Annotated in this window: 28 protein-coding genes; 18 read left to right on the top strand and 10 right to left on the bottom strand. The window is 68.5% G+C overall.

All coding sequences use genetic code 11. The features are described 5' to 3' along the window. Window positions 1–50: 50 nt before the first annotated feature. Window positions 51–1295: an alpha-hydroxy acid oxidase gene (locus AWB89_RS10420; RefSeq protein ID WP_085173346.1), complete on the bottom strand. Its 1245-nt coding sequence runs from the start codon at window positions 1293–1295 to the stop codon at window positions 51–53. Window positions 1296–1313: 18 nt separating this feature from the next. On the opposite strand from AWB89_RS10420, the gene AWB89_RS10415 reads away from it, so the two are divergent. Further along, on the top strand, window positions 1314–1745 hold the full coding sequence (locus AWB89_RS10415) for a DUF1810 domain-containing protein (RefSeq protein WP_085173344.1): 432 nt from the start codon (window positions 1314–1316) through the stop codon (window positions 1743–1745). 135 nt (window positions 1746–1880) lie between these two features. On the opposite strand, the gene AWB89_RS10410 is transcribed toward AWB89_RS10415, so the two are convergent. From AWB89_RS10410 to AWB89_RS10400, 3 genes are read right to left on the bottom strand one after another with little or no spacing between them, the layout of a single operon-like run. After that, window positions 1881–3158 carry an alpha-amylase family glycosyl hydrolase gene (locus AWB89_RS10410; protein ID WP_085173342.1) on the bottom strand — a complete coding sequence of 426 codons (1278 nt, stop codon included), beginning with the start codon at window positions 3156–3158 and terminating at the stop codon, window positions 1881–1883. Between the two features lie 5 nt (window positions 3159–3163). Beyond that, window positions 3164–3700 carry an alkyl hydroperoxide reductase gene (locus AWB89_RS10405; RefSeq protein WP_085173340.1) on the bottom strand — a complete coding sequence of 179 codons (537 nt, stop codon included), beginning with the start codon at window positions 3698–3700 and terminating at the stop codon, window positions 3164–3166. 9 nt (window positions 3701–3709) lie between these two features. After that, the gene (locus AWB89_RS10400) at window positions 3710–4297 is read right to left on the bottom strand and encodes a peroxiredoxin (RefSeq protein WP_085100544.1); all 588 of its coding nucleotides are present in this window, start codon (window positions 4295–4297) and stop codon (window positions 3710–3712) included. Window positions 4298–4398: 101 nt separating this feature from the next. Between AWB89_RS10400 and AWB89_RS10395 the strand changes: the two genes are divergently transcribed. Genes AWB89_RS10395 through AWB89_RS10380 form a run of 4 tightly spaced genes read left to right on the top strand, consistent with a single transcriptional unit; the run spans window position 4399 to window position 7301 of the window. After that, complete coding sequence (locus AWB89_RS10395; protein ID WP_085173338.1) at window positions 4399–5343, top strand: hydrogen peroxide-inducible genes activator; 945 nt, start codon at window positions 4399–4401, stop codon at window positions 5341–5343. A 26-nt stretch (window positions 5344–5369) separates the two neighbouring features. Next, a complete protein-coding gene (locus tag AWB89_RS10390; protein WP_085173336.1) occupies window positions 5370–6071 on the top strand; it encodes an EthD domain-containing protein in 702 nt (233 codons plus the stop codon). Window positions 6072–6081: 10 nt separating this feature from the next. Continuing rightward, window positions 6082–6525: a PPOX class F420-dependent oxidoreductase gene (locus tag AWB89_RS10385; RefSeq protein WP_085100535.1), complete on the top strand. Its 444-nt coding sequence runs from the start codon at window positions 6082–6084 to the stop codon at window positions 6523–6525. A 23-nt stretch (window positions 6526–6548) separates the two neighbouring features. Then, complete coding sequence (locus tag AWB89_RS10380) at window positions 6549–7301, top strand: enoyl-CoA hydratase/isomerase family protein (protein ID WP_085173334.1); 753 nt, start codon at window positions 6549–6551, stop codon at window positions 7299–7301. Window positions 7302–7316: 15 nt separating this feature from the next. Here the strand turns inward: AWB89_RS10380 and AWB89_RS10375 are convergent, their stop codons facing one another. Beyond that, window positions 7317–7496: a (2Fe-2S)-binding protein gene (locus AWB89_RS10375; RefSeq protein WP_066912704.1), complete on the bottom strand. Its 180-nt coding sequence runs from the start codon at window positions 7494–7496 to the stop codon at window positions 7317–7319. A gap of 235 nt (window positions 7497–7731) precedes the next feature. On the opposite strand from AWB89_RS10375, the gene bfr reads away from it, so the two are divergent. The 11 genes from bfr to AWB89_RS10320 all read left to right on the top strand — a co-directional run bounded on the left by bfr (window position 7732) and on the right by AWB89_RS10320 (window position 16903). After that, the gene (bfr, locus tag AWB89_RS10370) at window positions 7732–8211 is read left to right on the top strand and encodes a bacterioferritin (protein ID WP_068231981.1); all 480 of its coding nucleotides are present in this window, start codon (window positions 7732–7734) and stop codon (window positions 8209–8211) included. Window positions 8212–8288: 77 nt separating this feature from the next. Next, window positions 8289–10385: an MDR family MFS transporter gene (locus AWB89_RS10365; protein ID WP_085173332.1), complete on the top strand. Its 2097-nt coding sequence runs from the start codon at window positions 8289–8291 to the stop codon at window positions 10383–10385. Further along, window positions 10382–10876, top strand: coding sequence for a carboxymuconolactone decarboxylase family protein (locus AWB89_RS10360; protein WP_068231987.1), 495 nt, complete (start codon window positions 10382–10384; stop codon window positions 10874–10876). Before AWB89_RS10365 ends, AWB89_RS10360 begins: the two co-directional genes overlap by 4 nt. A 40-nt stretch (window positions 10877–10916) precedes the next feature. Further along, window positions 10917–11798 carry a TIGR03854 family LLM class F420-dependent oxidoreductase gene (locus tag AWB89_RS10355; protein WP_085173330.1) on the top strand — a complete coding sequence of 294 codons (882 nt, stop codon included), beginning with the start codon at window positions 10917–10919 and terminating at the stop codon, window positions 11796–11798. A gap of 22 nt (window positions 11799–11820) precedes the next feature. Beyond that, window positions 11821–13173, top strand: coding sequence for a type I glutamate--ammonia ligase (locus tag AWB89_RS10350; RefSeq protein ID WP_085173329.1), 1353 nt, complete (start codon window positions 11821–11823; stop codon window positions 13171–13173). Window positions 13174–13187: 14 nt separating this feature from the next. Then, on the top strand, window positions 13188–14294 hold the full coding sequence (locus tag AWB89_RS10345) for an amidohydrolase family protein (RefSeq protein ID WP_372515257.1): 1107 nt from the start codon (window positions 13188–13190) through the stop codon (window positions 14292–14294). 31 nt (window positions 14295–14325) lie between these two features. Then, window positions 14326–15168, top strand: a complete 843-nt coding sequence (locus AWB89_RS10340) for a lysophospholipid acyltransferase family protein (RefSeq protein ID WP_085173327.1) — start codon at window positions 14326–14328, stop codon at window positions 15166–15168. After that, the gene (locus AWB89_RS10335) at window positions 15168–15602 is read left to right on the top strand and encodes an SRPBCC family protein (protein WP_085173325.1); all 435 of its coding nucleotides are present in this window, start codon (window positions 15168–15170) and stop codon (window positions 15600–15602) included. The genes AWB89_RS10340 and AWB89_RS10335 overlap by 1 nt, the downstream gene beginning before the upstream one ends. Before the next feature lie 167 nt (window positions 15603–15769). After that, complete coding sequence (locus tag AWB89_RS10330) at window positions 15770–15955, top strand: hypothetical protein (protein ID WP_142282497.1); 186 nt, start codon at window positions 15770–15772, stop codon at window positions 15953–15955. 100 nt (window positions 15956–16055) lie between these two features. Further along, window positions 16056–16592 carry a hypothetical protein gene (locus AWB89_RS10325; RefSeq protein ID WP_085173321.1) on the top strand — a complete coding sequence of 179 codons (537 nt, stop codon included), beginning with the start codon at window positions 16056–16058 and terminating at the stop codon, window positions 16590–16592. A gap of 92 nt (window positions 16593–16684) precedes the next feature. Next, a complete protein-coding gene (locus AWB89_RS10320; protein WP_085173319.1) occupies window positions 16685–16903 on the top strand; it encodes a hypothetical protein in 219 nt (72 codons plus the stop codon). A gap of 12 nt (window positions 16904–16915) precedes the next feature. On the opposite strand, the gene AWB89_RS26980 is transcribed toward AWB89_RS10320, so the two are convergent. Both AWB89_RS26980 and AWB89_RS10315 read right to left on the bottom strand, forming a co-directional pair. Next, window positions 16916–17284, bottom strand: a complete 369-nt coding sequence (locus tag AWB89_RS26980) for a hypothetical protein (RefSeq protein ID WP_139830755.1) — start codon at window positions 17282–17284, stop codon at window positions 16916–16918. Window positions 17285–17319: 35 nt separating this feature from the next. Beyond that, entirely contained in the window at window positions 17320–17778 is a 459-nt protein-coding gene (locus AWB89_RS10315) for a nuclear transport factor 2 family protein (protein ID WP_085100501.1), read from the bottom strand. A 65-nt stretch (window positions 17779–17843) separates the two neighbouring features. Between AWB89_RS10315 and AWB89_RS10310 the strand changes: the two genes are divergently transcribed. Beyond that, entirely contained in the window at window positions 17844–18758 is a 915-nt protein-coding gene (locus tag AWB89_RS10310; protein ID WP_085173317.1) for a dienelactone hydrolase family protein, read from the top strand. Between the two features lie 92 nt (window positions 18759–18850). After that, window positions 18851–19036 carry a hypothetical protein gene (locus AWB89_RS10305; RefSeq protein WP_085173315.1) on the top strand — a complete coding sequence of 62 codons (186 nt, stop codon included), beginning with the start codon at window positions 18851–18853 and terminating at the stop codon, window positions 19034–19036. 15 nt (window positions 19037–19051) lie between these two features. Here the strand turns inward: AWB89_RS10305 and AWB89_RS10300 are convergent, their stop codons facing one another. The 3 genes from AWB89_RS10300 to AWB89_RS10290 are packed head-to-tail and all read right to left on the bottom strand — an operon-like array spanning window position 19052 to window position 21698. After that, on the bottom strand, window positions 19052–20374 hold the full coding sequence (locus AWB89_RS10300) for a cytochrome P450 (protein ID WP_085173313.1): 1323 nt from the start codon (window positions 20372–20374) through the stop codon (window positions 19052–19054). Window positions 20375–20431: 57 nt separating this feature from the next. After that, window positions 20432–20851, bottom strand: a complete 420-nt coding sequence (locus AWB89_RS10295) for a lipoprotein LpqH (protein ID WP_085173311.1) — start codon at window positions 20849–20851, stop codon at window positions 20432–20434. Window positions 20852–20864: 13 nt separating this feature from the next. Then, complete coding sequence (locus AWB89_RS10290; RefSeq protein ID WP_085173309.1) at window positions 20865–21698, bottom strand: SDR family oxidoreductase; 834 nt, start codon at window positions 21696–21698, stop codon at window positions 20865–20867. Window position 21699 lies beyond the last annotated feature (1 nt).

The following is a 21699-nucleotide window of genomic DNA, read 5'->3' as shown; positions in this document are numbered from 1 at the left end:
CTGATGCGCTTAACCCAGCCCCAGGTGGATTTGTTCCCGACGCGCCAGCGTCACGCTCCGGGCGAAATCGGCCCCAGCCGCCGCAGCTGCGTCACGTGCTTGGGGGAGAGCTCCTCGAGGCACGTCACGCCGAGCAGGCCCATCGTCCGCAGCACGCCGCCCTGCAGGATTTCGATCGCGCGTGTCACGCCCGCCTCACCGCCGGCCATCAGCCCGTAGAGGTAGGCCCGGCCGATCAGGGTGCACCGGGCGCCCAGGGCGATCGCCGCGACGATGTCGGCGCCGGACATGATGCCGGTGTCCACCAGGATCTCGGTGTGTTTGCCCAGCTCGCGGGCGACCACGGGCAACAGGTGAAACGGCACGGGCGCCCGATCCAATTGGCGCCCACCGTGATTGGACAGCACGATGCCGTCCACGCCGCGGTCGACGACGGCGCGGGCGTCGTCGAGCGTCTGGATCCCCTTGACCACCAGCTTGCCGGGCCATTGCGCCTTGATCCATTCCAGGTCATCGAAGGTGAGGCTCGGGTCGAACATCGTGCTGAGGTACTCGCCGACGGTGCCCGACCAGCGATCCAGCGACGCGAATGCCAGCGGCTCGGTGGTCAACAGGTCGAACCACCACTTCGGGTGGGGCACCGCGTCCAGGACGGTGCGCAGGGTGAGCGTCGGCGGGATGGTCATCCCGTTGCGGTTGTCGCGCAGGCGCGCGCCGGCGACCGGGACGTCGACGGTGGCCAGCAGCGTGTCGAAGCCGGCGTGGGCGGCGCGCTGCACCAGCGCCATCGACCGCTCGCGGTCGCGCCACATGTACAGCTGAAACCACTTGCGACCCTGGGGGACAGCGGTGACCAGGTCTTCGATGGCGGTGGTGCCCAGGGTGGACAGCGAGAACGGGATACCGGCCCTGGCCGCCGCGCCCGCACCGGCGATCTCGCCCTCGGTGTGCATCAACCGGGTGAACCCCGTCGGGGCGATCCCGAAGGGCAAGACGACCGGCTGGCCCAGGACGTCCCATCCGGCGGTCACGTTGGAGACGTCGCGCAGGATCGTCGGGTGAAACTCGATGTCGCGGAAGGCCTGTCGGGCCCGCCGGATGGACAGCTCGTCCTCGGCGGCCCCGTCGGTGTAGTCGAACGCCGCCTTGGGGGTGCGTCGCTTGGCGATGCGCCGCAGGTCTTCGATGGTGAACGCGGCGTCGAGGCGGCGCCTGGTCGCGTTGAACTGCGGCCGTTTGAACTGGAGCAGCGGCGCAAGGTCACGCGCTTTGGGCACTCGTCGTTTCACGACCATGTGTGCAACCGTAGTCGCATGGCGAGCGATCCCTTCGACCTGAAGCGTTTCGTCGATGCGCAGGCCCCGGTCTACCGCGACGTGGTCGAGGAGTTGCGCGCCGGGCGAAAACGCAGCCACTGGATGTGGTTCGTGTTTCCCCAACTTCGCGGGCTGGGCAGCAGCCCGACGGCCGTCCACTACGGCATTTCCTCACTCGAGGAAGCCCGCGCCTACCTGGCCCACGAGGTGCTCGGGCCCCGGCTGCGCGAGTGCACCCGGCTGGTCAACGACGTCGACGGCCGTTCGGCGGCAGACATCTTCGGTTCCCCCGACGATCTCAAGCTGCGTTCGTCGATGACGCTGTTCGCCCGCGCCGCCGATGACAACGAGGATTTCCTCGCGCTGCTCGACAAGTACTACGGCGGCCGGCAGGACCAGCTGACGCTGCAGCGGCTGACGGGTTCGTAGTTCGCTCGGCAAACCTATCTGCCACAGCGACAAGCCAACGGGTGCAATCGGTTTGTCGCTACGAGGCGGGCACAAAGGGTGCCGCCCCCGAGTAGATGCGGATGTGGGGGATGTGGCGGACGGGGTCGGCGGCGCCTAGACGGGACGCAGGATCCGCCAGCCATGCGGCTCGACGACGACGGTATCCACGACCTCCTGCGGCGGGGCCGCCGATCCGCCGAGAACTTCCCCGCGCGCCGCGCCGCACTCCGAGAGCGCCAGGCGCAGCGGCTCGTCGTCGATGTTGAGCGCGACCAGCAGCGCGTCGTCTCCGTTGCGGGTCTCGTAGACGTAATGGCGATTTTGCAGCCGCACCGTGGTGGTCGACGCCGCATGCAGCCACGGGTGGCGGCGGCGCAGGCCGACCAGGAACTGGTGCAGCGCCCACATCTGTGTGCCGAACGCATCCAGTTCCAGTGGGGGAGAGCCGAACTCGGGGCGTACCGCGTCGTCGCCGCCGTACCGCTCCTCCTTGACCCCGCGGAACCCGAGCTCGTCGCCGGCGTACACGCTGGGCACCCCGCCCACGGTCAGCAGGATCACCAGCGCGTGGGCCACGTGTTCGGGCCGCTCCAGCCGGCTGGCGATGCGGGTGACGTCGTGGTTGCCGACGAAAGTCATGGGGGCGAAGCTGTCCAGCAACGCGTTGTGCCGCTGCAGCGCCCAGTCCAGCTCGAAGAAGTTGCCGTCGTTGAGGCCGCTCCAGGTCGCCTTCCACAGCTCGTATTGGGTGGCCGAGTCGAAGGTCGCCGCCTCGACGACCTCGGCGTAGTCACCATGAATGAGCTCGCCGACGAACCAGGCATCCCGGAATCGCTCGCGCACCCTCGGCAGTGTCGCGGCCCAGAATTGCTGCGGCACAATGTAGGCCGCGTCCAGGCGCCAGCCGTCGGCGCCACGCCCGAGCCAGTGCGCCATCACGTCCACGGTGTAGTCGATGACCTCGGGGTTGTCGTGGTTGAGGGTGACGAGCTCCGCGTGGCCCTCGAACGTGTCTCCGCTGAACCAGTCGGGCGCCGCCTCGCGGTAGCGGGCGAAATCCACGCCGACGTGGTTGAACACACCGTCGAGCAGCACGCGCAGGCCGCGGCGGTGGGCCTCGGCCACCAGGTAATCGAAGTCGGCGTCGTCCCCCAGCCGCGGGTCGATGCGGTAGTGGTCAGTGGTGTCGTAGCCGTGGGTGCGCGAGGCGAAGATCGGCCCCAGGGCGATCCCGGAAGCCCCCAGCGCGATGGCGTGGTCGAACCAATCGGCGAGCCGCCGCAGCCGGTGTTGATCCGGCCGCGGCGGCTCCGACGATGGAAATGCGCCGACGAACCCCAGGGGATAGACCTGCCACCAGATGGCGTGTTCTACCCAGGCCGGCGCCGTCACTGCGATCAGCCGACGGCGGCCGGGGTCTGGGTGGTCACGATCGCCTGGGCCACACCGGCAACGATGGCCGCGGTCTTGAGCGCCTCGTTGATCGTCTCCCGGCTCACCCCCGCCTCGCGCAGCGTGCGCTCGTGCGCCGTCACGCAGTCCGGGCATCCGTTGATCGACGACACCGCGAAGCACCACAGCTCGAAATTCGCCTTCGCCACGCCCGGATTGGCGATGATGTTCATCCGCAACCCGGCCCGCAGGTCGTCGTAGGAGCCGTCGAGGAAGCCACGGCCACGGTAGAACACGTTGTTCATGGCCATGATGGATGCCGCGCCCAGTGCCGCCTGGTAGGCCTCGGCCGACAGGTAGTCGGCCGACTCGGCGCCAATGTCGGCCAGCACCTGGGCATTCCGCGTGGCCGCGGCGCTCGCCAGCAGGGTGCCCCAGAGCTGCTCGTCGTTCAGCTCCGTGCTGCGGGTGATCGAGCCCAGGTTGAGCTTGAGGTCCTTGGCGTATTCCGGCAGCGCGGCCTTGAGGTTTTCTACGCTCATGTCCCCCTCCTAGGCCGAAGCCTTGAGCAGCTCGCCGGCGTCGATCGTCGGGTCGCCCTTGCGCCAGTTGCAGGCGCACAGCTCATCCGACTGCAGCGCGTCGAGGACGCGCAGCACCTCGTCGACATTACGCCCCACGGATCCGGCGGTCGCCGAGACGAATTGGATTTCGTTGTTCGGATCGACCAGGAAGGTCACCCGGTCCGCAACGCCCTCGTCATTGAGCACGCCCGTCGCCAGGGCGAGCTCCCGCTTGATGTCCGAGAGCATCGGGAACGGCAGGTTCTTCAGGTCCTCGTGCTGGGCGCGCCACTGGAAGTGCACGAACTCGCTGTCGATCGAGACGCCGAGGATCTGCGCGTCGCGGTCGGCGAATTCGTCGTTGAGCTTGCCGAACGCCGCGATCTCCGTCGGGCACACGAAGGTAAAGTCCTTGGGCCAGAAGAAGATCACGCGCCACTTACCGGGGTGGTCCTCGTTGGTGATGGTCGTGAAGTAATCGCCGGGCTGCTTGGCGTCGACCTTGGACAGATCGCCACCGATCAGGGCGGTGAGCTCGTAGGCGGGGAACTGGTCGCCGATCGTCAGCAGGGACATATCACTCCTTTTTTGGAATCACTCAAGATTAGCTGTCTGCCACCATGATGCCGCCCACGTTGTTTGAAGTAAAGGTGATATATCACACTATACTTATAGCCATGTCCGATAAGAGCTATCAGCCGACCGTCGCCGGGCTTCGTGCGTTCGTCGCGGTGGCCGAAAAGCAGCATTTCAGCAGCGCCGCAACAACTCTCGGCGTAAGCCAGTCGACGCTGTCGCAGGCGCTGGCGGCGCTGGAGGCCGGCCTCGGCTCGCAGCTGTTCGAAAGGTCGACACGGCGTGTCTTCTTGACGGCGGAGGGCTCGCAGCTGCTGCCGCATGCGCTGGCCGTGGTCGAGGCCGTCGACGCGTTCACCGCCGCCGCCGCGGGCGCATCCGATCCGCTGCGGGCCGGCGCGCGGCTGGGACTGATACCCACGGTGGCGCCCTACGTGCTGCCGACGGTGCTGGCCGGCCTGGCCGAGCGACTGCCGTCGCTGACCCTGCGGGTCATCGAGGACCAAACCGAGCGGCTGCTGCGGCTGCTGCGCGAGGGCGCGCTGGACGCCGCCCTCATCGCCTTGCCGGCCTCGGGCCCGCCGGCCGTCGGGATGACCGCGGTCCCGATTTACGACGAGGATTTCGTGCTCGCGCTGCCGCCCGACCACCCGCTGTCGGGCAAACGCCGGGTGCCGGCGGCCGCGCTGGCCGAACTGCCGCTGCTGCTGCTGGACGAAGGGCACTGCCTGCGCGACCAGGCGCTGGACGTCTGCCAGAAGGCCGGCGTTCGGGCGGAACTCGCCAACACCCGCGCGGCGTCGCTGGCGACCGCGGTGCAGTGCGTGACGGGCGGGCTGGGCGTCACCCTCATTCCGCAGAGCGCGGTCCCCGTCGAGGCCGCCAGAAGCCGCCTCGGGCTCGCGCAGTTCGCTACCCCGCGCCCGGGACGGCGGATCGGCCTGGTGTTTCGCTCCTCGAGCGGCCGCGACGACTCCTACCGGCAGCTGGCCGCGACGATCGGCGCACTGATCAGCCGGGAACACCAGGTGCGGCCCGTCAAATAGTCAAGGCCCGGCGGTAAGTTCGGCGCATGGAAAAGGTGATCGCGGTCCTGATGCGCCCAGAGGCGGACGACGAGTGGTGTGCCCGGCAACGGGGTCACGTCGCCGACGCGCTGACGGAACTGGGCCTGTTCGGGCTGCAGGTGAACGTTCGGGACAGCGCGGTGCGTCACTCGCTGATGACGCTGACGACCCTGGACCCGCCGGTGGCCGCGGTGGTCAGCATGTGGACCCAGCAATGCTATGGCGACCAGATGCAGGCGGCGTTGAAATTCCTCGGCCAGGAATGCGAGCAGCTTGCCGCCTACCTGGTGACCGAGTCCGTTCCGCTTGCCGCGCCGCCGACCGAACCCGGTTGTCGGACAACGGGTCTGGCCAACATCGCGTTGCTGCGCCGGCCCGATCATCTGGACCAGGCGACGTGGCTGGCCCGATGGCAGGGTGACCACACCTCGGTAGCCATCGAAACCCAGTCGACGTTCGGCTACACCCAGAACTTTGTGGTACGCGCCCTCACCCCGGACGCGCCGGGAATCGCGGGCATCGTCGAGGAGTTGTTCCCCGAGGAGGCGATCACCGACCTGAAGGCGTTCTTCGGTGCCGCCGACGACGACGACCTGCAGCACCGGCTCGGCCGGATGGTCGCCAGCACAACTGCATTCGGCGCCAACGACAACATCGACACCGTGCCGACCAGCCGCTACGTGTTCAGGACACCATTCCGGGATTGAGGGATCGCTGATGACAACGCTCGACGAGGCGGTGGCGCTGGCCAAGGGAGAAAGCGGTCTGGCGGTGGTGTCCACGATCCGCGCCGACGGGACGGTGCAGGCGTCGCTGGTCAACGTCGGGCTGCTGCCGCACCCGGCGACGGGGGAGCCGGCCCTGGGGTTCACCACCTACGGCAAGGTCAAGCTGGCCAACCTGCGGGCCCGCCCGCAGCTGGCCGTCACGTTCAAGAACGGCTGGCAGTGGGCGACCGTCGAGGGCCGCGCGGAGCTGGCCGGTCCGGACGACGCGCAGCCCTGGCTGGGCGACGCCGACCGGTTGCGGCTGTTGCTCCGCGAGGTGTTCACCGCCGCGGGCGGCACCCACGACGACTGGGACGAATACGACCGCGTGATGGCCAGGGAGCGGCGCGCGGTCGTGCTGATCGCGCCGACTCGCGTCTACAGCAACGGGTGAACCTCACCCGATAGGCTGCAGCGGTGACGCTGCAGATCGACGACAAAAACCGGGTGCGCACCCTGACGCTGAACCGGCCCGAAGCGCTCAACGCTTTCAACGAGGCCCTCTATGACGCGACGGCCGAGGCGCTGCTGGCCGCCGCCGAGGATCCGGAGGTCGCCGTCGTCCTGCTGACCGGCGCGGGCCGCGGCTTCAGCGCGGGCACCGACTTGGCCGAGATGCAGGCGCGCATCACCGACCCGAACTTCACGCCGGGCGAGCACGGATTTCCCGGCCTGATCGAGGCCCTCAGCGCGTTTCCCAAGCCGCTGATCTGCGCCGTCAACGGCGTGGGGGTGGGCATCGGCGCCACCATCCTCGGCTACGCCGACCTGGCGTTCATGTCGTCGGCGGCCCGGCTGAAGTGCCCGTTCACCAGCCTGGGAGTGGCCCCGGAGGCGGCCTCGTCGTATCTGCTGCCGCAACTGGTGGGCCGGCAGAACGCCGCCTGGCTGTTGATGTCCTCGGAGTGGATCGACGCCGACGAGGCGTTGCGGATGGGTCTGGTCTGGCGGGTCTGCGAGCCGGACGAGCTGCTGTCAGAGGCCCGTCGGCACGCGGAAGTCCTTGCGGCGCGGCCGATCTCGAGCCTGATGGCCGTCAAGCACACCATGATGGAGCCGGTACGTCCGGAGATCACCGCGGCCAGTGCGCGAGAGAACGCCCATTTCGCCGAACTGATGGGCGCCCAGGCAAATGCCGCGGCCCTGGCCGATTTCAGCAACCGGCGCTGACGGAAAGCCCGGACGCTACTGAGCGGGCTCGAATTGGCGCGAGGCCGCGATGATCGCGCGCAGCGTGCGCCTGCAGCGCCCGCAGTCACCGCCGGCGCCGCACGCTTCGGCGACCTCCTTGGACGTCGAGGCGCCCCGCGCGACGGCGTCGCAGACGGTTTGGTTGGTGGCCCCGACGCAGAGGCACACGTACATCAGCCCACCCCCCGGGGGCGGACGTAGGCCGAGCGAACAAGCCGCATGTTAGTGAAGTCTAGCCTAAGTAGGTTAGCGATGCCTAACCCTTGGCGAGTGACTCACGCGACACACTGAGCACAGCCATACCTTCCTGGAAGATTCCAAATCCGCATGGCAAAGTGCTGCTAGAGCCCGGTGTTTCAGCCCAATCGCCGCGGCCGCCCATGTCGGCTTTCACACCGTAGGAGCGATCATGCAAGGCGATCCGGACGTTCTGCGCCTGCTCAACGAGCAGCTGACCAGCGAGCTCACCGCGATCAACCAGTACTTCCTGCATTCCAAGATGCAGGAGAACTGGGGCTTCACCGAGCTGGCCGAAAAGACCCGCGAAGAGTCCTTCGACGAGATGCGGCACGCGGAGGAAATCACCGACCGCATCTTGCTGCTCGACGGCCTGCCCAACTACCAGCGCCTCTTCTCGCTGCGCATCGGCCAGACGCTGCGCGAGCAGTTCGAAGCCGACCTGGCCATCGAATACGAGGTGCTGGACCGGCTCAAGCCGGGCATCATCATGTGCCGCGAGAAGCAGGACAGCACCAGCGCGAACATCCTGGAAAAGATCGTGGCCGACGAGGAAAAGCACGTCGACTATCTGGAGACCCAGCTGGAGTTGATGGAAAAGCTGGGTGAGGAGCTGTACTCGGCGCAGTGCGTGTCGCGGCCGCCGAGCTGATCCCGCCGAGGCAGCGCTTGGTTGCCATCGGTTGACCCTGGGCATTCATAGGCATCGAGCGCCCAGGGAAGGCAGGCATGACGAGCACGACACCAGCGGCGGTTCCGACGGGCCAATCGGGCGAGCCCGGAACCGGCGACATCCCCGTCAATCCGCAGCGACGCAATTTCATCTTCGTGGCGGTGTTGCTCGGCATGCTGATGGCCGCGCTGGACCAGACGATCGTGGCGACGGCGCTGCCGACGATCGTCGCCAACCTGGGCGGGGCGGGCCACCAGTCGTGGGTGGTTACCAGCTACCTGCTGGCGTCGACCATCATCACCGCCCTGGTCGGCAAGTTCGGTGACCTCTTCGGCCGCAAGAGGGTGTTCCAGGCGGCGGTGATCTTCTTCGTCTCCGGGTCGGTGCTGTGCGGGCTGTCGACGTCGATGGGCATGCTGGTCGCGTCGCGCGCGCTGCAGGGCATCGGGGGCGGCGGGCTCATGGTCACCGCCATGGCACTGATCGGCGAAGTGATCCCGCTGCGCGACCGCGGCCGCTACCAGGGCGCGATGGGCGCGGTGTTCGGCGTGACCACCGTGATCGGCCCCCTGCTCGGCGGCTACTTCACCGACCACTTCACGTGGCGCTGGGCGTTCTGGATCAACGTGCCGATTTCGGTCGTCGTCTTCTTCGTGGCTGCCGCGGCCATACCGGCGCTGGCCGACCGAACCAAACCCGTGATCGACTACACCGGCATCGTGTTCGTCGGCCTGGGCGCCGCCGGACTGACGCTGGCCACCAGCTGGGGCGGTACCACCTACCCGTGGGGTTCGCCCACCATCATCGGGCTGTTCGCCGCCTCGGTCGCCTCGCTGGCCGTCTTCGCCTGGGTGGAAAGCCGCACGGCGGCGCCGATTCTGCCGACGCGGCTGTTCGCCAGCCCGGTCTTCACGGTGTGCTGCGTGCTGTCCTTCGTCGTCGGTTTCGCGATGCTGGGCGCGCTGACGTTCCTGCCGACGTACATGCAGTTTGTCGACGGCGTCTCGGCGACCACGTCGGGCCTGCGCACGCTGCCGATGGTGGTGGGGATGCTGACCACCTCGATGGGCAGCGGTGTCCTGGTCGGCCGCACGGGAAGATATAAGGTCTTTCCCGTCGCCGGCACCGCGGTGATGGCGGTGGCGTTCTTTTTGATGTCGCGCATGGACCCGTCGACCTCGGCCCTGGTGCAGTCGCTGTTCCTCGTCATCCTGGGCGCGGGGATCGGGATGTGCATGCAGACCCTGGTCCTGATCGTCCAGAACACCTCGAGTTTCGACGACCTCGGCGTGGCCACCTCGGGGGTCACCTTCTTCCGGACGATCGGAAGTTCCTTCGGCGCGGCGATATTCGGTTCGCTGTTCACCAACTTCCTGCACAGCCGGATCGGGCCGGCCATGGTGGCCAGCCGCGCCCCGGCCGCCGCGGCCGCGTCGCCCGAGGCCCTGCATCGGCTGCCACACGCGATGGCCGCCCCGATCGTGTCGGCCTATGCCGACTCGCTGACGCGCGTGTTCCTCTGGGCGGTGCCCGTCGCACTGGTCGGGTTCGTGCTGGCGCTGTTCCTGCGCGAGGTGCCGCTGCGGGGCATCGGCAACAACCGCGGCGACATCGGCGAGGCGTTCGCCATGCCCACGAGCCAGTCGCCCGACGAGATGCTGGAGACGGCGATCGGCCGGCTGCTGCGGGGGGCGCCCGGCATGCGGCTGCGCAGCATCGCCATGCGACCCGACTGCCCCCTCGATGTGGCCGGGCTGTGGGGCGTGCTGCGCATCAACCGCTACCGGCAGATGTACGGCGCGGCGCGTATCACCGACATGGGCGACTACTTGCGCATCCCCTTCGAGGTGCTGGAGCCCACCTTCGCGCGCCTGGTCGCCGCCGGCTACGTCCAGCGCCAAGGCGACGAAATGTGGCTGACCCCCGCCGGGGCACAGCAGGTCGACTACGTGCAGTCGCTGCTGCTTGCCTGGCTGGTCGACAAGCTGGATCGCTCGCCCGCCTTCGAGGGCCGGCCCGACCGGCGACAGGTGCAGGCCGCGCTCGAACGCGTCGCGCATCGAGTTCTGGCCCAACGCGATTGGAATGACGAGCACCCCACGGTGGCCATCAGGACGTTGGATCCGGCGGTTGGGCGTACCATCTCGCCATGAGCCGAATCGGAACGTTCGCTGACGACGACATTTACAGCTGGGCCGCGAAGTCGCCTGACCTCGGCGGCGCCATCGCCAACTTCAGCCAGGCGGTCTACACCAAAAACCGGCTGCCCATGCGTACCCGCGAACTGGCGCGGGCGGTCATCGCCCACGACAACGAATGCACCGTGTGCATGAACACCCGCGACGCCGACGGGCCCGCCGCCGGCGTCGACGAAGAGCTGTACGAGCACGCGCTGGAGTGGCGGACCTGGCCGGGCTACAGCGAGCAGGAGCGCCTCGCCGCCGAGTTCGCGCACCGCTTCGGCACCGAGCACACCAAGCTGCGCGACGACGAAGACTTCTGGAGCCGGTGCAACGAGCACTTCTCCGAGGAACTGCTCGCCGACCTCGCGATGTCGTGCGCGCTGTGGGTCGGCATGGGGCGAATGCTGAGGACCCTGGACATCGGCCAGTCCTGCAAGCTCACGCTGCCCAGCCGCGCCTGACCCGCCGCGCGCCCAATTGCGCTGCAAGACTTAAACATCCGTGAAGATTCGCTTCGGCGTCGGGCTGGGCGCCGACACGGCTCCAGATCAGCTGGCCGGCATCGTGGACCACCTGGAGAGCAGCGGCGTGGATTCGCTGTGGTTTTCCGAGCTGGTGTACTCGCCGGCGGTCGACCCGGTTGTCGGCATGGCCTACACGCTGGCCCGGACGACCCGGTTGAAGGCGGGCACGTCGGTGGCCGTGCTGCCCGGGCGGCATCCGGTGCTGGTGGCCAAGCAGTTGGCGTCGCTGGCGGCCGTCGCGCCCAAGCGGGTGTTGCCGGTCTTCGGTCTGCGCCCGGCGATCCCGGCCGAGCGCGAGGTGTTCGTCGTTCCCGACGGCGAGCGGGCCGCGGTGTTCGACGAGTCCCTGCGCGTGCTGCGCTCGGCGCTGGTCGACGACTCGGCCACCTATGCCGGCCGCTACTTCACCGTCAGCGGGGCCGCGGTCGCCCCGCGGCCGACGCCGCCGCTGGACATCTGGCTGGGCGGCTCGGCGCCGGCGGCGTTTCGTCGCATCGGGGCGCTCGCCGACGGCTGGTTGGGCAGTTTCCTCACGCCGGCCGAGGCGCGCGCCGGGCGCGAGGCGATCGACCGGGCCGCGGCGCAGGCCGGGCGGCGCATCGAACCCGACCATTTCGGCATTTCGCTGGCCGTCAGCGACGGGGAGCTGCCCGCGGAACTCGTCGCCGCGGCCCGCCGCCGCCGACCGGAAGTCGATCCCGCCGCGCTGATCGCGGCGGGCTGGGCGCAGCTGCACCGGCAGCTCGACGCCTACATCGACGCGGGGCTGACGAAGTTCGTCATCCGGCCCGCGGGTAAGCAGCCGCTCGACTCCTTCATCGACCGGTTCGTCGCCGAGTTGATCACCCGGCAGAACTGATCGGGTTGCCACAATGGCAGCCATGACCGCCACCCCGCTCGCCGCCGCCGCGATCGCCCAGCTCGAGGCCGAGGGCGTCGACACGGTCATCGGCTCCGTCGTGAACGCCGCCGGGCTCACGCAAGCCAAGACGGTCCCCATCCGCAAGACCAACACCTTCGCTGACCCCGGGCTCGGCGCCAGCCCGTCGTGGCATGCCTTCGCCATCGACCAGAGCGGCATCGCGTTCACCGACGACGTCGGGGTGGTCGGCGACCAGCGCCTGCGCCTGGACCTGGCGGCCTTGCGGATGATCGGCGACGGGCTGGCCTGGGCGCCCGCCTCGTTCTTCGAGCAGGACGGCACCCCCGTCGCCGCGTGCGGCCGGGGGACGCTCGGGCGCATCGAGGCCGCCCTCAGCGAAGCCGGGCTCGAGGCGGCGGTCGGCCACGAAATCGAATTCCTCCTCGTCGACCCCGACGGCGGCCGGCTGCCCGCCGTGCTGTGGGCGCAGTACGGCCTGGCGGGCGTGCTCGAACACGAGGCGTTCGTGCGCGACGTCAACGCCGCCGCCACGGCGGCCGGCGTCGGGATCGAGCAGTTCCACCCCGAATACGGGCCCAACCAGTTCGAGATCTCGCTGTCGCCGCTGCCGCCGGTGGCCGCGGCCGACCAGCTGGCGCTGACCCGGCTCATCATCGGGCGCGCCGCCCGCCACCACGGGCTGCGCGTCAGCCTGTCACCGGCGCCGTTCGCCGGCAGCGTGGGATCCGGTGCGCACCAGCATTTTTCGCTGACCACGGCGGAGGGTCCGCTGTTCACCGACGGCCCGGGCGCCGCGGGTATGACCCCGGCGGGCGAGAGCGCCGTCGCGGGGGTGATCAGCGGGCTCCCGGAAGCCCAGGGCATCCTGTGCGGATCGATCGTGTCCGGCCTGCGGATGCAGCCCGGCAACTGGGCCGGAGCCTACGCGTGCTGGGGAACCGAGAACCGCGAGGCGGCGGTGCGATTCGTCAAGGGCGGCCCCGGCACCCCGCGGGGCGGCAACGTCGAAGTCAAGATCGTCGATCCGTCGGCCAACCCCTACCTCGCCTCGGCGGCCATTCTCGGCCTCGCGCTGGACGGCATCAAGCGCCAGGCGTCCCTTCCGCCGGAGATCACGGTGGACCCGGCGAAGCTCTCGGACTCGGATCGCCGCGACGCGGGCATCGTGCGGCTGCTCGAGTCCCAATCGGAAGCCATTGCCGCCCTTGATGGTTCGAAGCTGCTGCGGGGCATCGTGGGCGACGCCGCCGTCGACATGGTGGTCGCGGTCCGCCGCCTCGAGCACGAGCGCTACGGCGGCCTCGACCCGGAGCAACTGGCGGACAAGTTCCGCATGGCCTGGAGCCTGTGACGGCGTCCGCCATGGTGCCCGACTCGTCCGCGCTGGCACACCACATCGGCGAGGTGGCCCTGATCGACCAGCACGCGCACGGCTGCTGGCTAGCGGCCGGGGACCAGCGGCGGTTCGAGAACGCCCTCAACGAGGCCAACACCGATCCGCTGGTGGACTCGGGCTTCGACTCCCAGCTCGGTTTCGCCGTGCGCGCCCATTGCGCACCGATCTTGGGCCTACCCAAACACGTTGAGCCGCAAGCCTACTGGGAGCGGCGTCGGCAGCTCGGCGAGGCCGAGCTGGCGCGGCTGTTCCTGCCCGCCGCCAAGGTGAGCGACTGGCTGGTCGACACCGGAATCGGCGCAGACACCGCCGGCACGGACGAGATGGCCGCATGGTCCGGTAACCGCGCCCACGAGGTGGTGCGCCTCGAGCAGGTCGCCGAGCAGGCCGCCGCGGCGCCGGGCGATTACGCCTCGGCGTTCGAGGAGATCCTGCACCGGCGGGCGGCCACGGCCGTCGGCACAAAATCGATTCTGGCCTACCGCGGCGGGTTCGACGGAGACCTGAGCGAGCCGTCGGCCGCGCAGGTGGCGCGGGCCGCCGGCCGGTGGCGCGACGACGGCGGCACCCGGCTGCGGGACCGGGTCCTGCTGCGTTTCGGGCTGCACCGGGCGCTGCGGCTCGGCAAGCCGCTGCAATTCCACGTCGGCTTCGGCGACCGCGACGCCGACCTGCACCGGGCCAATCCGCTTTTCCTGCTCGACTTTTTGCGGCAGTCCGGCGATACGCCGATCGTGCTGCTGCACTGCTATCCCTACGAGCGCGAGGCGGGGTACCTCGCGCAGGCCTTCAACAACGTCTACCTCGACGGCGGGTTGAGCGTGAATTATCTGGGAGCGCGCGCCCCGGCGTTCATCGCCCGGCTGCTGGAGATGGCGCCGTTCCGCAGGATTCTGTATTCGTCGGACGGATACGGCCCGGCGGAACTGCACTTCCTCGGTGCCGCCTTGTGGCGCAACGGGATTCACCGAGTGCTGCGCGGATTCGTCGACGAGGGGGAGTGGAGCGAGAGCGGCGCCATCCGGGTTGTCGACCTGATCGCCCGGGACAACGCCGCGCGCATCTACCGCGTTTGACCCGCGGTAACCCCGGGGTATACCCGCGGTTATGCCGAGCGTTGGAGGTGTTTTGGAGTGGGCCCGCGAACAGGTCGTGTCGCGGGTCCCCAAAGCCGACCTGGATCAGCGCGACCCCGACTACATCCGCGATCAGCTGCCGGGCACCTGGCTGCTGGCGTCGCTGTATTTCCGGGCCGACGTGCGGGGGCTGGACCGGATCCCGCCGGAGGGACCGGTGCTGTTGGTCGGCAACCACTCCGGCGGCAACGTGCCGCCGGACACGTTCGTCTTCACGCTCGCGTTCTGCTCCTACTTCGGCGTCGAGCGGCCCTTCTATCAGCTCGCCCACAACCTCGTCGTCTCCGCGCCGCCGCTGGGCTGGCTACGCAAATTCGGCACCGTCGCAGCGAACCCCGAGAATGCCCGGCTGGCGTTGGAGTCCGGGGCGGCGTTGCTGGTTTATCCCGGGGGTGACTACGAGGTCTTCCGCCCGTCGTGGGAGCGCCACAAGGTCGACTTCGGCGGGCGCATGGGCTACGTGCGGCTGGCCCGCGAAACCGGCGTGCCGATCGTCCCCGTCGCCAGCGTCGGCGGCCAGGAAAGCGCGCTGTTCCTCAATCGCGGGCAGTGGCTGGCCAAGCTGCTGATGGCGGACAAGTTGTTGCGGCTCAAGAGCATCCCGATCTCGCTGGCGCTACCGTGGGGCATCAACATCAGCGACCTGGCCGGGCACATCCCGCTGCCCACCAAGATCGTCATCGAGGTGCAGGAACCGATCGAGGTCGACGGCTCGGATCTTGAGGACCAGGCGGTGCACGACAAGGTGATGGCCAGCCTGCAGGGCGGTGTCGATCGCCTGGCCGCCGAACGCCGATTCCCGGTGATCGGCTGATGCGCGTCGAACGCCGGTGCGTGATCAACGCCGACCGCGACGCGGTCTGGAAGATCGTCAGCGACCCCGACTGCTACCCGTCGTTCATGACGAGCCTGGAGCGATGGGAGCCCTCGAACGACAAACCGGCCGGCGTCGGCGCACGCTACACCGTGCACTGGAAGATCGGGTCGGTGCCGGTCGGCGGCCTGATCGAGGTGGTCGAATTCGACGACCGCCGCGACCTGGCCTGGGTGGGCATCACCGGCGTGAACCTGCGTGGCCGAATCCGGTTGCGCGACGCCACCGACGGCAAGACCAAAGTCACGTTCCGGCTGTCGTACCAGGCGCCCGGCGGCTTGATCGGCTACATCGCCGACCGCATCGCGGTGCGCCAGGTGGGCCGCAACCTGTCGCAAACCCTGAAGTGCCTCAGGAGCCTGGTTGAGGATTAGCGGCGCATCTTGCAACGGGGGTTTTCACAAATCCTATTGTGATTACGCCGGAGCAGCGCCTAGGCTCGTAATGACGAAGCGGGCACGTCATGGAGTACAACCGTCAGCAAGCCGGGGAGATTTGGGTACATGTTGTCCCGCGCACCAGCGTTGATAAAGGCGCCGTCGTGAATGTCGCGTCGCTGAGCCGAAACCTGCATGAATTCGCCGTCGAGTTGCGCCAGTTGGCGTACACCATGCCTGGCGGGCACGAGGACCCGCTCATCCACCTGAGCGAGCGGATGCTCGGCTTCGCCAGCCAACTGGGCGCCGAGCAACCGCGACCACCTATGGGCAGGGCCGCCGAGTCGTAGCCGGGCCAAGTCCCGTCTCCCGCCTGCCCGTCTCGCTTCGAGCCGGGAGCGCCATCCCCGCCTAGGTCTACCCTCGAGGAGTACGAGGGAAAGGTACGCGATGCTCGCAGCGTTCGGATTCGAAGCCCTAGGCGTCGTCATCGGCGACATGTATTTCGTGGACCCGGCCCCGCTCGCCGGCCAGGAGACCCCGGAGCGCGGAGTCAGACTGGAACTGCGCCTTATCGATCGGGCCGCACCACAGGGATCGATCTACGCCGGCATCCCGATCGCGTTCACCCGCCCCGTCTGGCGGGTCGACCTGTTCGGATCGACCGAGAGCCCGCCCGGAACTCTGGACCGGGCCCATCACCACCCCCGTTTCAACGGTTGGGAACCCGGGCGCCGGAACTTCGTCCCCGAACTCTCAGCCGACCCGGTGTCCTGGCTTGCCGATCAGTTGGCGGACCCGGCTGCCGTGCTGGCGCGCGCGGGAGTCGACCCCGATGAGTTCACCCAAGCCGATGTGACGGGACTCGCCGCGGCGGCCCCGGAGATCGTCTCAGTGGTGAAACGCATGCTGGACGGCGTGCGCGACGGCCAGCTGGCCCCGGCCCCCGCCGAGCCGGTGGCCGCCGCCCGCACTGGTTGGCTCTGATCCGACTTATTGCCTTCTTCGGGAATATTGCGGGCGGCCCGGCACTTGGAACATGTGTCTAATAGCCGTGACTGACCGCCCGAAGGCACGCCATGTTGTATTTGCAGCCCAAGCCCCACTCACTGTCCGAGACCCCGACGCGCGATGTCGAGCCGGCCGCGTCAACGCATCACCATTGGCCCGGCGCGGCGATCGTCAAGGCGATCGGGCACATTCACCGCGGCCCGTCGGAGCCGCGACGGCTCTACCCGCTGCACGAGGCCAGCTATCTCGAGACGGAGCTGATGTCCCGCCTCATGCAGCGCCTCTGATCGGACTGCGGTTCAGCAGTCGCCCACCTGATCGATGACGTTCTTCAATGGCGGCGCGGGCCCAATACGTATGGAGTAGCCGGGATTGTCACTGAGCCAGGCGAGTTTGGTGCAGTAGCCGGGGCCGGTCGGCCCGAGTGCGGGGCCATGTAGCGTATCGAGCGTGGGTCTGCAGTTGTAAAAGTCGGATTCACTGATCTTTTCGGCACGGTCGATATCTCCCGGTACGCGATGCCAGATGATGAGCGTTCTGTCATTCGGCAAATTGCAGGGCGACTCGGGTATGGGCGCGGTGGCGACATCGCCATGGGCGGTCGACGCGAACGGCAACGCACAGGCTGCGGCCACCAATGCCGATGCGGTAATCAAGCGGACGGCCATCGCGCTTGCCTCCTTGTTCGGAAAAATTGGACCCGTCAGACCAACCCCGACGCGTCGAACACCCAGCTGGTGTCCGCCGTCGCGAGCGCCTCGAAGTGATTGGGCGGCGCAAAGCTGACGAGGCTGTTCATGTCCCAATAGTCTTTCCACAGCGTGATCTTGCCGCCTTCGACTTTGTGGACGGTGACGAACCTCAGCACGCCCTGCTCGCCGGTCGCGAAAGTCCAAGTCTCCGAGTGCTCGTAGATGACGTCGGAGCCGTTGGACACCAGCACGCCGTCGTGGTTCTCGTAGGCGGCCAGCGGCTCGAGCCCCATCTTGAGCCGCTTCACGATGTCCTCGGGACCGCGCGCCGACAGCGCGGGGACCGGCATGTCGACATAGAGGCAGTCGTCGGCCAGGAACGTCTTGACCGCGTCCCAGTCCCGACGCGACAGCGCCTGCCACATCCCGACGACGACGTCCTCGACCGCGATCTCAGAAACCTCTGTCATAGCGGCAAATAAACTAGGTTGCTCAACGCGTGTCAACCACAGGTCCGCGGCGGATACTCCTCAGGGTGACCTCTCTTCAGCGTTACATCGCCGAGGAAATCGCGACCGACCACGTCGACGGTCTGCTCACCCGGCGCGAAGCCATGCGCCGGCTCGCCCTGCTCGGTATGGGCGCCGCCGCCGCCGGCGACCTCATCGCGGCCTGCGCCAAACAGCAAGACGCGACAGGTTCCCCCAAGCCCACGGCCGGCGAAAGTCCAACTGGCTCAGCGCAACCGCCGGGCGCGGCCAACACGCTGCCGACCGCGCCCGTCACCTGGGCCGGGCCGCAGGGCCAGCTGCAGGGGGCGTGGGCCCAAGCGGCCGATTCCAAGGGCTGCGTGCTGGTCGTCCACGAGAACAAGGGATTGAACGACTGGGTGCGGTCGGTGGCCGGCCGGCTGGCCGGGGCGGGCCATTCGGCGCTGGCCATCGACCTGTTGTCCGAGGAAGGCGGGACCGGCGCCTTCTCCGATCCCGCCCAGGCCACCGCCGCCCTGGGCAGGATCCCGCCGGACCGATTCACCCGTGACCTGAATTCCGGCGTCGCGGAACTGAAGTTGCGCGCGCCGGGACAAAAGGTCGGCGTGGTCGGCTTCTGCTTCGGCGGCGGACTGGTGTGGCAGCTGCTGGCCTCCGGCGCGCCGGGCGTCTCGGCCGCGGTGCCGTTCTACGGTCCGTTGCCGGCCAACCCGGACTTCGCCGGATCCAAGGCGGCGGTGCTGGCGATCTACGCCGCCCAGGACTCCCGCGTCACGGGCTCGCAGGCCGCCGCCAAGGCGGCTCTCGACCGCGTCGGGCTGGTCAACCAGATCGTCGTCGAGCCCAATGCGGACCATGCGTTCTTCAATGACACCGGTCCCCGCTACAACGCGGGCGCGTCAGCCGACGCCTGGCAGCGGCTGCTGGATTGGTTCGGCCGCTATCTGGCCGGGCAATGACAAGCCTGCGCGCGAAGGTTGGTGCGCGACGGCGCCGACCGTGCCGCCGGAAATCTCGCTCCTGACCACGAGTTTGCCGCATACTTGGCGACGTGACCTTGCAGCGCGATACTCCCGAGGAGACTGCGGCCGATGAGGCCGACGGCCTGCTGACCCGGCGCGAGGCCATCCGGCGACTGGCGCTCGTCGGCGTCACCGCCAGCCCGGCCGCGCTCATCGCGGCCTGTTCGTCCGGCAGGGGAGGCTGGCCGAGCCGGCGCCGGCGCCGGCGCCGCTGAAGCAGGCGATCGTCGCTAAACGTCGACCGGGGCCATCGACCGCGCAGGCCCCAGCGTCACGGGCAGCGTCGACCAGCCGCGCAGCACCCGGGTGTCGCGCCTGCTTCCGGTACCGGCCGCTCGCGCCTGCGGAAAACGGTCGAAGAAGGTCCGCAGCCCGACTTCCCCCTCGGCGCGCGCCAGCGCGGCCCCCAGGCAGAAGTGACGGCCCCCGGAGAACGCGAGATGCCTTCCCGCATTGGGCCTTTCGATGTCGAAGCGGTGCGGATCGGGAAACACCGACGGATCGCGGTTCGCGGCGGCGAGATAGATCACCACCAGGTCGCCGCCTTTGATCGGCGTGCCCGCCACCTCCACGTCGCGCAGCGCCACGCGGGCAGTGAGCTGCACCGGCGAATCCAGCCGCAGGATCTCTTCGACGGCGTTGGGCCACAGTTCGGGACGCCGGCGCAACGTCTCCAGATGCTCTGGGCTGTCCAGCAACATCCGAATCCCGTTGCCCAGCAGGTTGACCGTGGTCTCGAACCCGGCGGCCAATACCAGGCCGGCGATGCCCTGCAATTCGTGCGGATCGAGATGCGTGTCGGCGGAGCCGCTTTCGGCCGTTTGGATCAATTGGCTCATCAGGTCGTCACCGGGCGTGCGGCGCAAGTCGTTGAGGTGGTCGGCGAGCCAGAAGTTGAATCCGGCGATCCCTTCCTGCACCCGCCGGTATTGCCGCCACGGCAGGCCGACGTCCAGGCTCGGCGCGGCGAGTTCGCCGAACTCCAGCACCCGCGGCCGATCCCGCTCGGGAACGCCCAGGATGTCGCTGATGATCGCGACCGGAAGCTGCGAGCAGTACCGCCCGACCACGTCGACCACGCCGGATTGGCCGGCCAGCTGATCCAGCAGTTTCGTCGCGGTCTGCTCGACGCCGTCGCGCAGCGCGGCGACGGCCCTCGGCGTGAACACGGCCGAGACGGTCTTGCGATAGCGGGTGTGGTCCGGCGGCTCGACGGCCAGCAGCGACGGTGCGCGCAGCGGATGCAACAGCTCGTCGCTGGTGCGGCGCTCCAGCCAGCGCAGCGGCGCGGGCAGGTTCGAGCCCATGTTCACCACGCGGAAGTCGTCGGATCGCAGCAGCTCGTGCGCGAGGGCGTGGTCGGTCGTCAGATAGTTGACGCGGCCCTTCACCACTGGGCCGAGGGCGCGCAGTTGTTCGTAGAACGAGACGAGATCCTCGGCCACCGTCGGGTCGGCGATCAACCTGGCCTGCACGTCGCCCAGCCGCATCCCGATCGACGCGACACCCCGCACGAAACCGTGCATCGCAAACCAGTGCAATCTGTCCTTCACCGGTCCTCCATCACCTCGGCTGGTCTCCACCAGCGTAGGCCGCCGCCGCCGGGAGGCTCAGCACTCAGCCGTGATCTTGAAGTCCGTGGTCACCGTCTTATTGGGATTGGTGTTGCTGATGCCGTAGGCGCTGCCCGTGATGGTGTAGGCGCTGTTGGTGAGTTCGGCGTGCGCATCGCCCACGCCGCCCTGCCAGTAGCTGCCCGTGAAGCCGTCGACGTTGCGGATCTTCACCCACTGCGGGATGACGCGGTAGCCGCTGAGCAACACCGTCGCTTCGACGTGGCCGTGTTCGTCGCCGATGTCAAGGGTCCGGTACAACTGGGTCTGGCTGCAGGCCGCCGGACTGGCCGCATGCGTGGTGCCGTCGATGGTGACGCGCGCGGCCTTCCGGGGCATGGTCTGCGCCTGCCCGCACGCCGCGACGGCCGCCATCGTGATCAGGCTGAAAGCGATTGCAGGCAAACGGTTTTGCATGGAGCCATCTCCTTCACTGCCGCTTCGGCATCAGCGCCGGTAGGGACTTGGCGATGCGGCCCCGCACGAACTCGGGGCTCAGACCCTTGAGCAGGTCGATCACCCGGATGCTCTTGGGCACGTACCAATGCAGTCGCTTCGGGTCGTGGTAGGCCTGCCACGCCGCCTCGGCCACGCTGCTCGCCGGCATCAGCCGCATCATGCCCTTCTTGGGCGCACTCGCGCGAAGGTCTTCCGCGGACATCGCCCGGCCACCGTCGTCCGAGTGGTTGGTCGTGGTGGTGAGGATGGCGGTGTCGATCAGGCCGGGCAAAACGTCGGCGACCCGGACCCCGTGTCGCTGCCACTCCACGCTCAGCGCCTCGGTGAGCCCCTTGACCGCGTGCTTGGTCGACGAGTAGACCGCGATGCGCGGCATGCCGTAGGTGCCCGAGGACGACGACGTCGAGAACATCAGGCTGCCGGGGGTCTTCTTCAGGTAGGGCAGCGAGGCGTAGGCGCCGGTCAGCACCGCCTTGAAATTGACCTCGACGACGCGCATCGCGGCGTCGTACGGCACATCCTCGAACCAGCCCGATTCGCCGATGCCGGCGTTGTTCCACATCATGTCGAGCCCGCCGCCGGCATTGCCGGCGCAGAAGTCCGCCAACGCGCCGTCCAGGGCGGCCTTGTCCGTCACATCGACCGCGCGCGTCCAGAGCCGATCGCCACCCAGCTCGCGGAGCAGCGTCGCGAGCCCCTCGTCGTTGCGGTCGACCGCGCCGACCCGCCAACCCTTGGCGTGGAAGAGCTTGGCGCCCTCACGGCCCATGCCGCTGCCCGCGCCGGTGATGAAGACCGATTTCACG

The organism is Mycobacterium paraense (assembly GCF_002101815.1).
GTDB lineage: Bacteria > Actinomycetota > Actinomycetes > Mycobacteriales > Mycobacteriaceae > Mycobacterium > Mycobacterium paraense.
This window is presented reverse-complemented; position numbering and strand designations above follow the sequence as displayed.

What these genes read in the sequence shown, in the direction of transcription:
- AWB89_RS26980 (WP_139830755.1), bottom strand. Translation starts at nt 17,284, where the DNA reads ATGGCCGTCCGCTTGATTACCGCATCGGCATTGGTGGCCGCAGCCTGT.
- AWB89_RS10385 (WP_085100535.1), top strand. Translation starts at nt 6,082, where the DNA reads ATGACAACGCTCGACGAGGCGGTGGCGCTGGCCAAGGGAGAAAGCGGT.
- bfr (WP_068231981.1), top strand. Translation starts at nt 7,732, where the DNA reads ATGCAAGGCGATCCGGACGTTCTGCGCCTGCTCAACGAGCAGCTGACC.
- AWB89_RS10340 (WP_085173327.1), top strand. Translation starts at nt 14,326, where the DNA reads ATGCCGAGCGTTGGAGGTGTTTTGGAGTGGGCCCGCGAACAGGTCGTG.
- AWB89_RS10315 (WP_085100501.1), bottom strand. Translation starts at nt 17,778, where the DNA reads ATGACAGAGGTTTCTGAGATCGCGGTCGAGGACGTCGTCGTCGGGATG.
- AWB89_RS10295 (WP_085173311.1), bottom strand. Translation starts at nt 20,851, where the DNA reads ATGCAAAACCGTTTGCCTGCAATCGCTTTCAGCCTGATCACGATGGCG.
- AWB89_RS10360 (WP_068231987.1), top strand. Translation starts at nt 10,382, where the DNA reads ATGAGCCGAATCGGAACGTTCGCTGACGACGACATTTACAGCTGGGCC.
- AWB89_RS10415 (WP_085173344.1), top strand. Translation starts at nt 1,314, where the DNA reads ATGGCGAGCGATCCCTTCGACCTGAAGCGTTTCGTCGATGCGCAGGCC.
- AWB89_RS10390 (WP_085173336.1), top strand. Translation starts at nt 5,370, where the DNA reads ATGGAAAAGGTGATCGCGGTCCTGATGCGCCCAGAGGCGGACGACGAG.
- AWB89_RS10325 (WP_085173321.1), top strand. Translation starts at nt 16,056, where the DNA reads ATGCTCGCAGCGTTCGGATTCGAAGCCCTAGGCGTCGTCATCGGCGAC.
- AWB89_RS10335 (WP_085173325.1), top strand. Translation starts at nt 15,168, where the DNA reads ATGCGCGTCGAACGCCGGTGCGTGATCAACGCCGACCGCGACGCGGTC.
- AWB89_RS10405 (WP_085173340.1), bottom strand. Translation starts at nt 3,700, where the DNA reads ATGAGCGTAGAAAACCTCAAGGCCGCGCTGCCGGAATACGCCAAGGAC.
- AWB89_RS10350 (WP_085173329.1), top strand. Translation starts at nt 11,821, where the DNA reads ATGACCGCCACCCCGCTCGCCGCCGCCGCGATCGCCCAGCTCGAGGCC.
- AWB89_RS10320 (WP_085173319.1), top strand. Translation starts at nt 16,685, where the DNA reads ATGTTGTATTTGCAGCCCAAGCCCCACTCACTGTCCGAGACCCCGACG.
- AWB89_RS10395 (WP_085173338.1), top strand. Translation starts at nt 4,399, where the DNA reads ATGTCCGATAAGAGCTATCAGCCGACCGTCGCCGGGCTTCGTGCGTTC.
- AWB89_RS10400 (WP_085100544.1), bottom strand. Translation starts at nt 4,297, where the DNA reads ATGTCCCTGCTGACGATCGGCGACCAGTTCCCCGCCTACGAGCTCACC.
- AWB89_RS10365 (WP_085173332.1), top strand. Translation starts at nt 8,289, where the DNA reads ATGACGAGCACGACACCAGCGGCGGTTCCGACGGGCCAATCGGGCGAG.
- AWB89_RS10420 (WP_085173346.1), bottom strand. Translation starts at nt 1,295, where the DNA reads ATGGTCGTGAAACGACGAGTGCCCAAAGCGCGTGACCTTGCGCCGCTG.
- AWB89_RS10375 (WP_066912704.1), bottom strand. Translation starts at nt 7,496, where the DNA reads ATGTACGTGTGCCTCTGCGTCGGGGCCACCAACCAAACCGTCTGCGAC.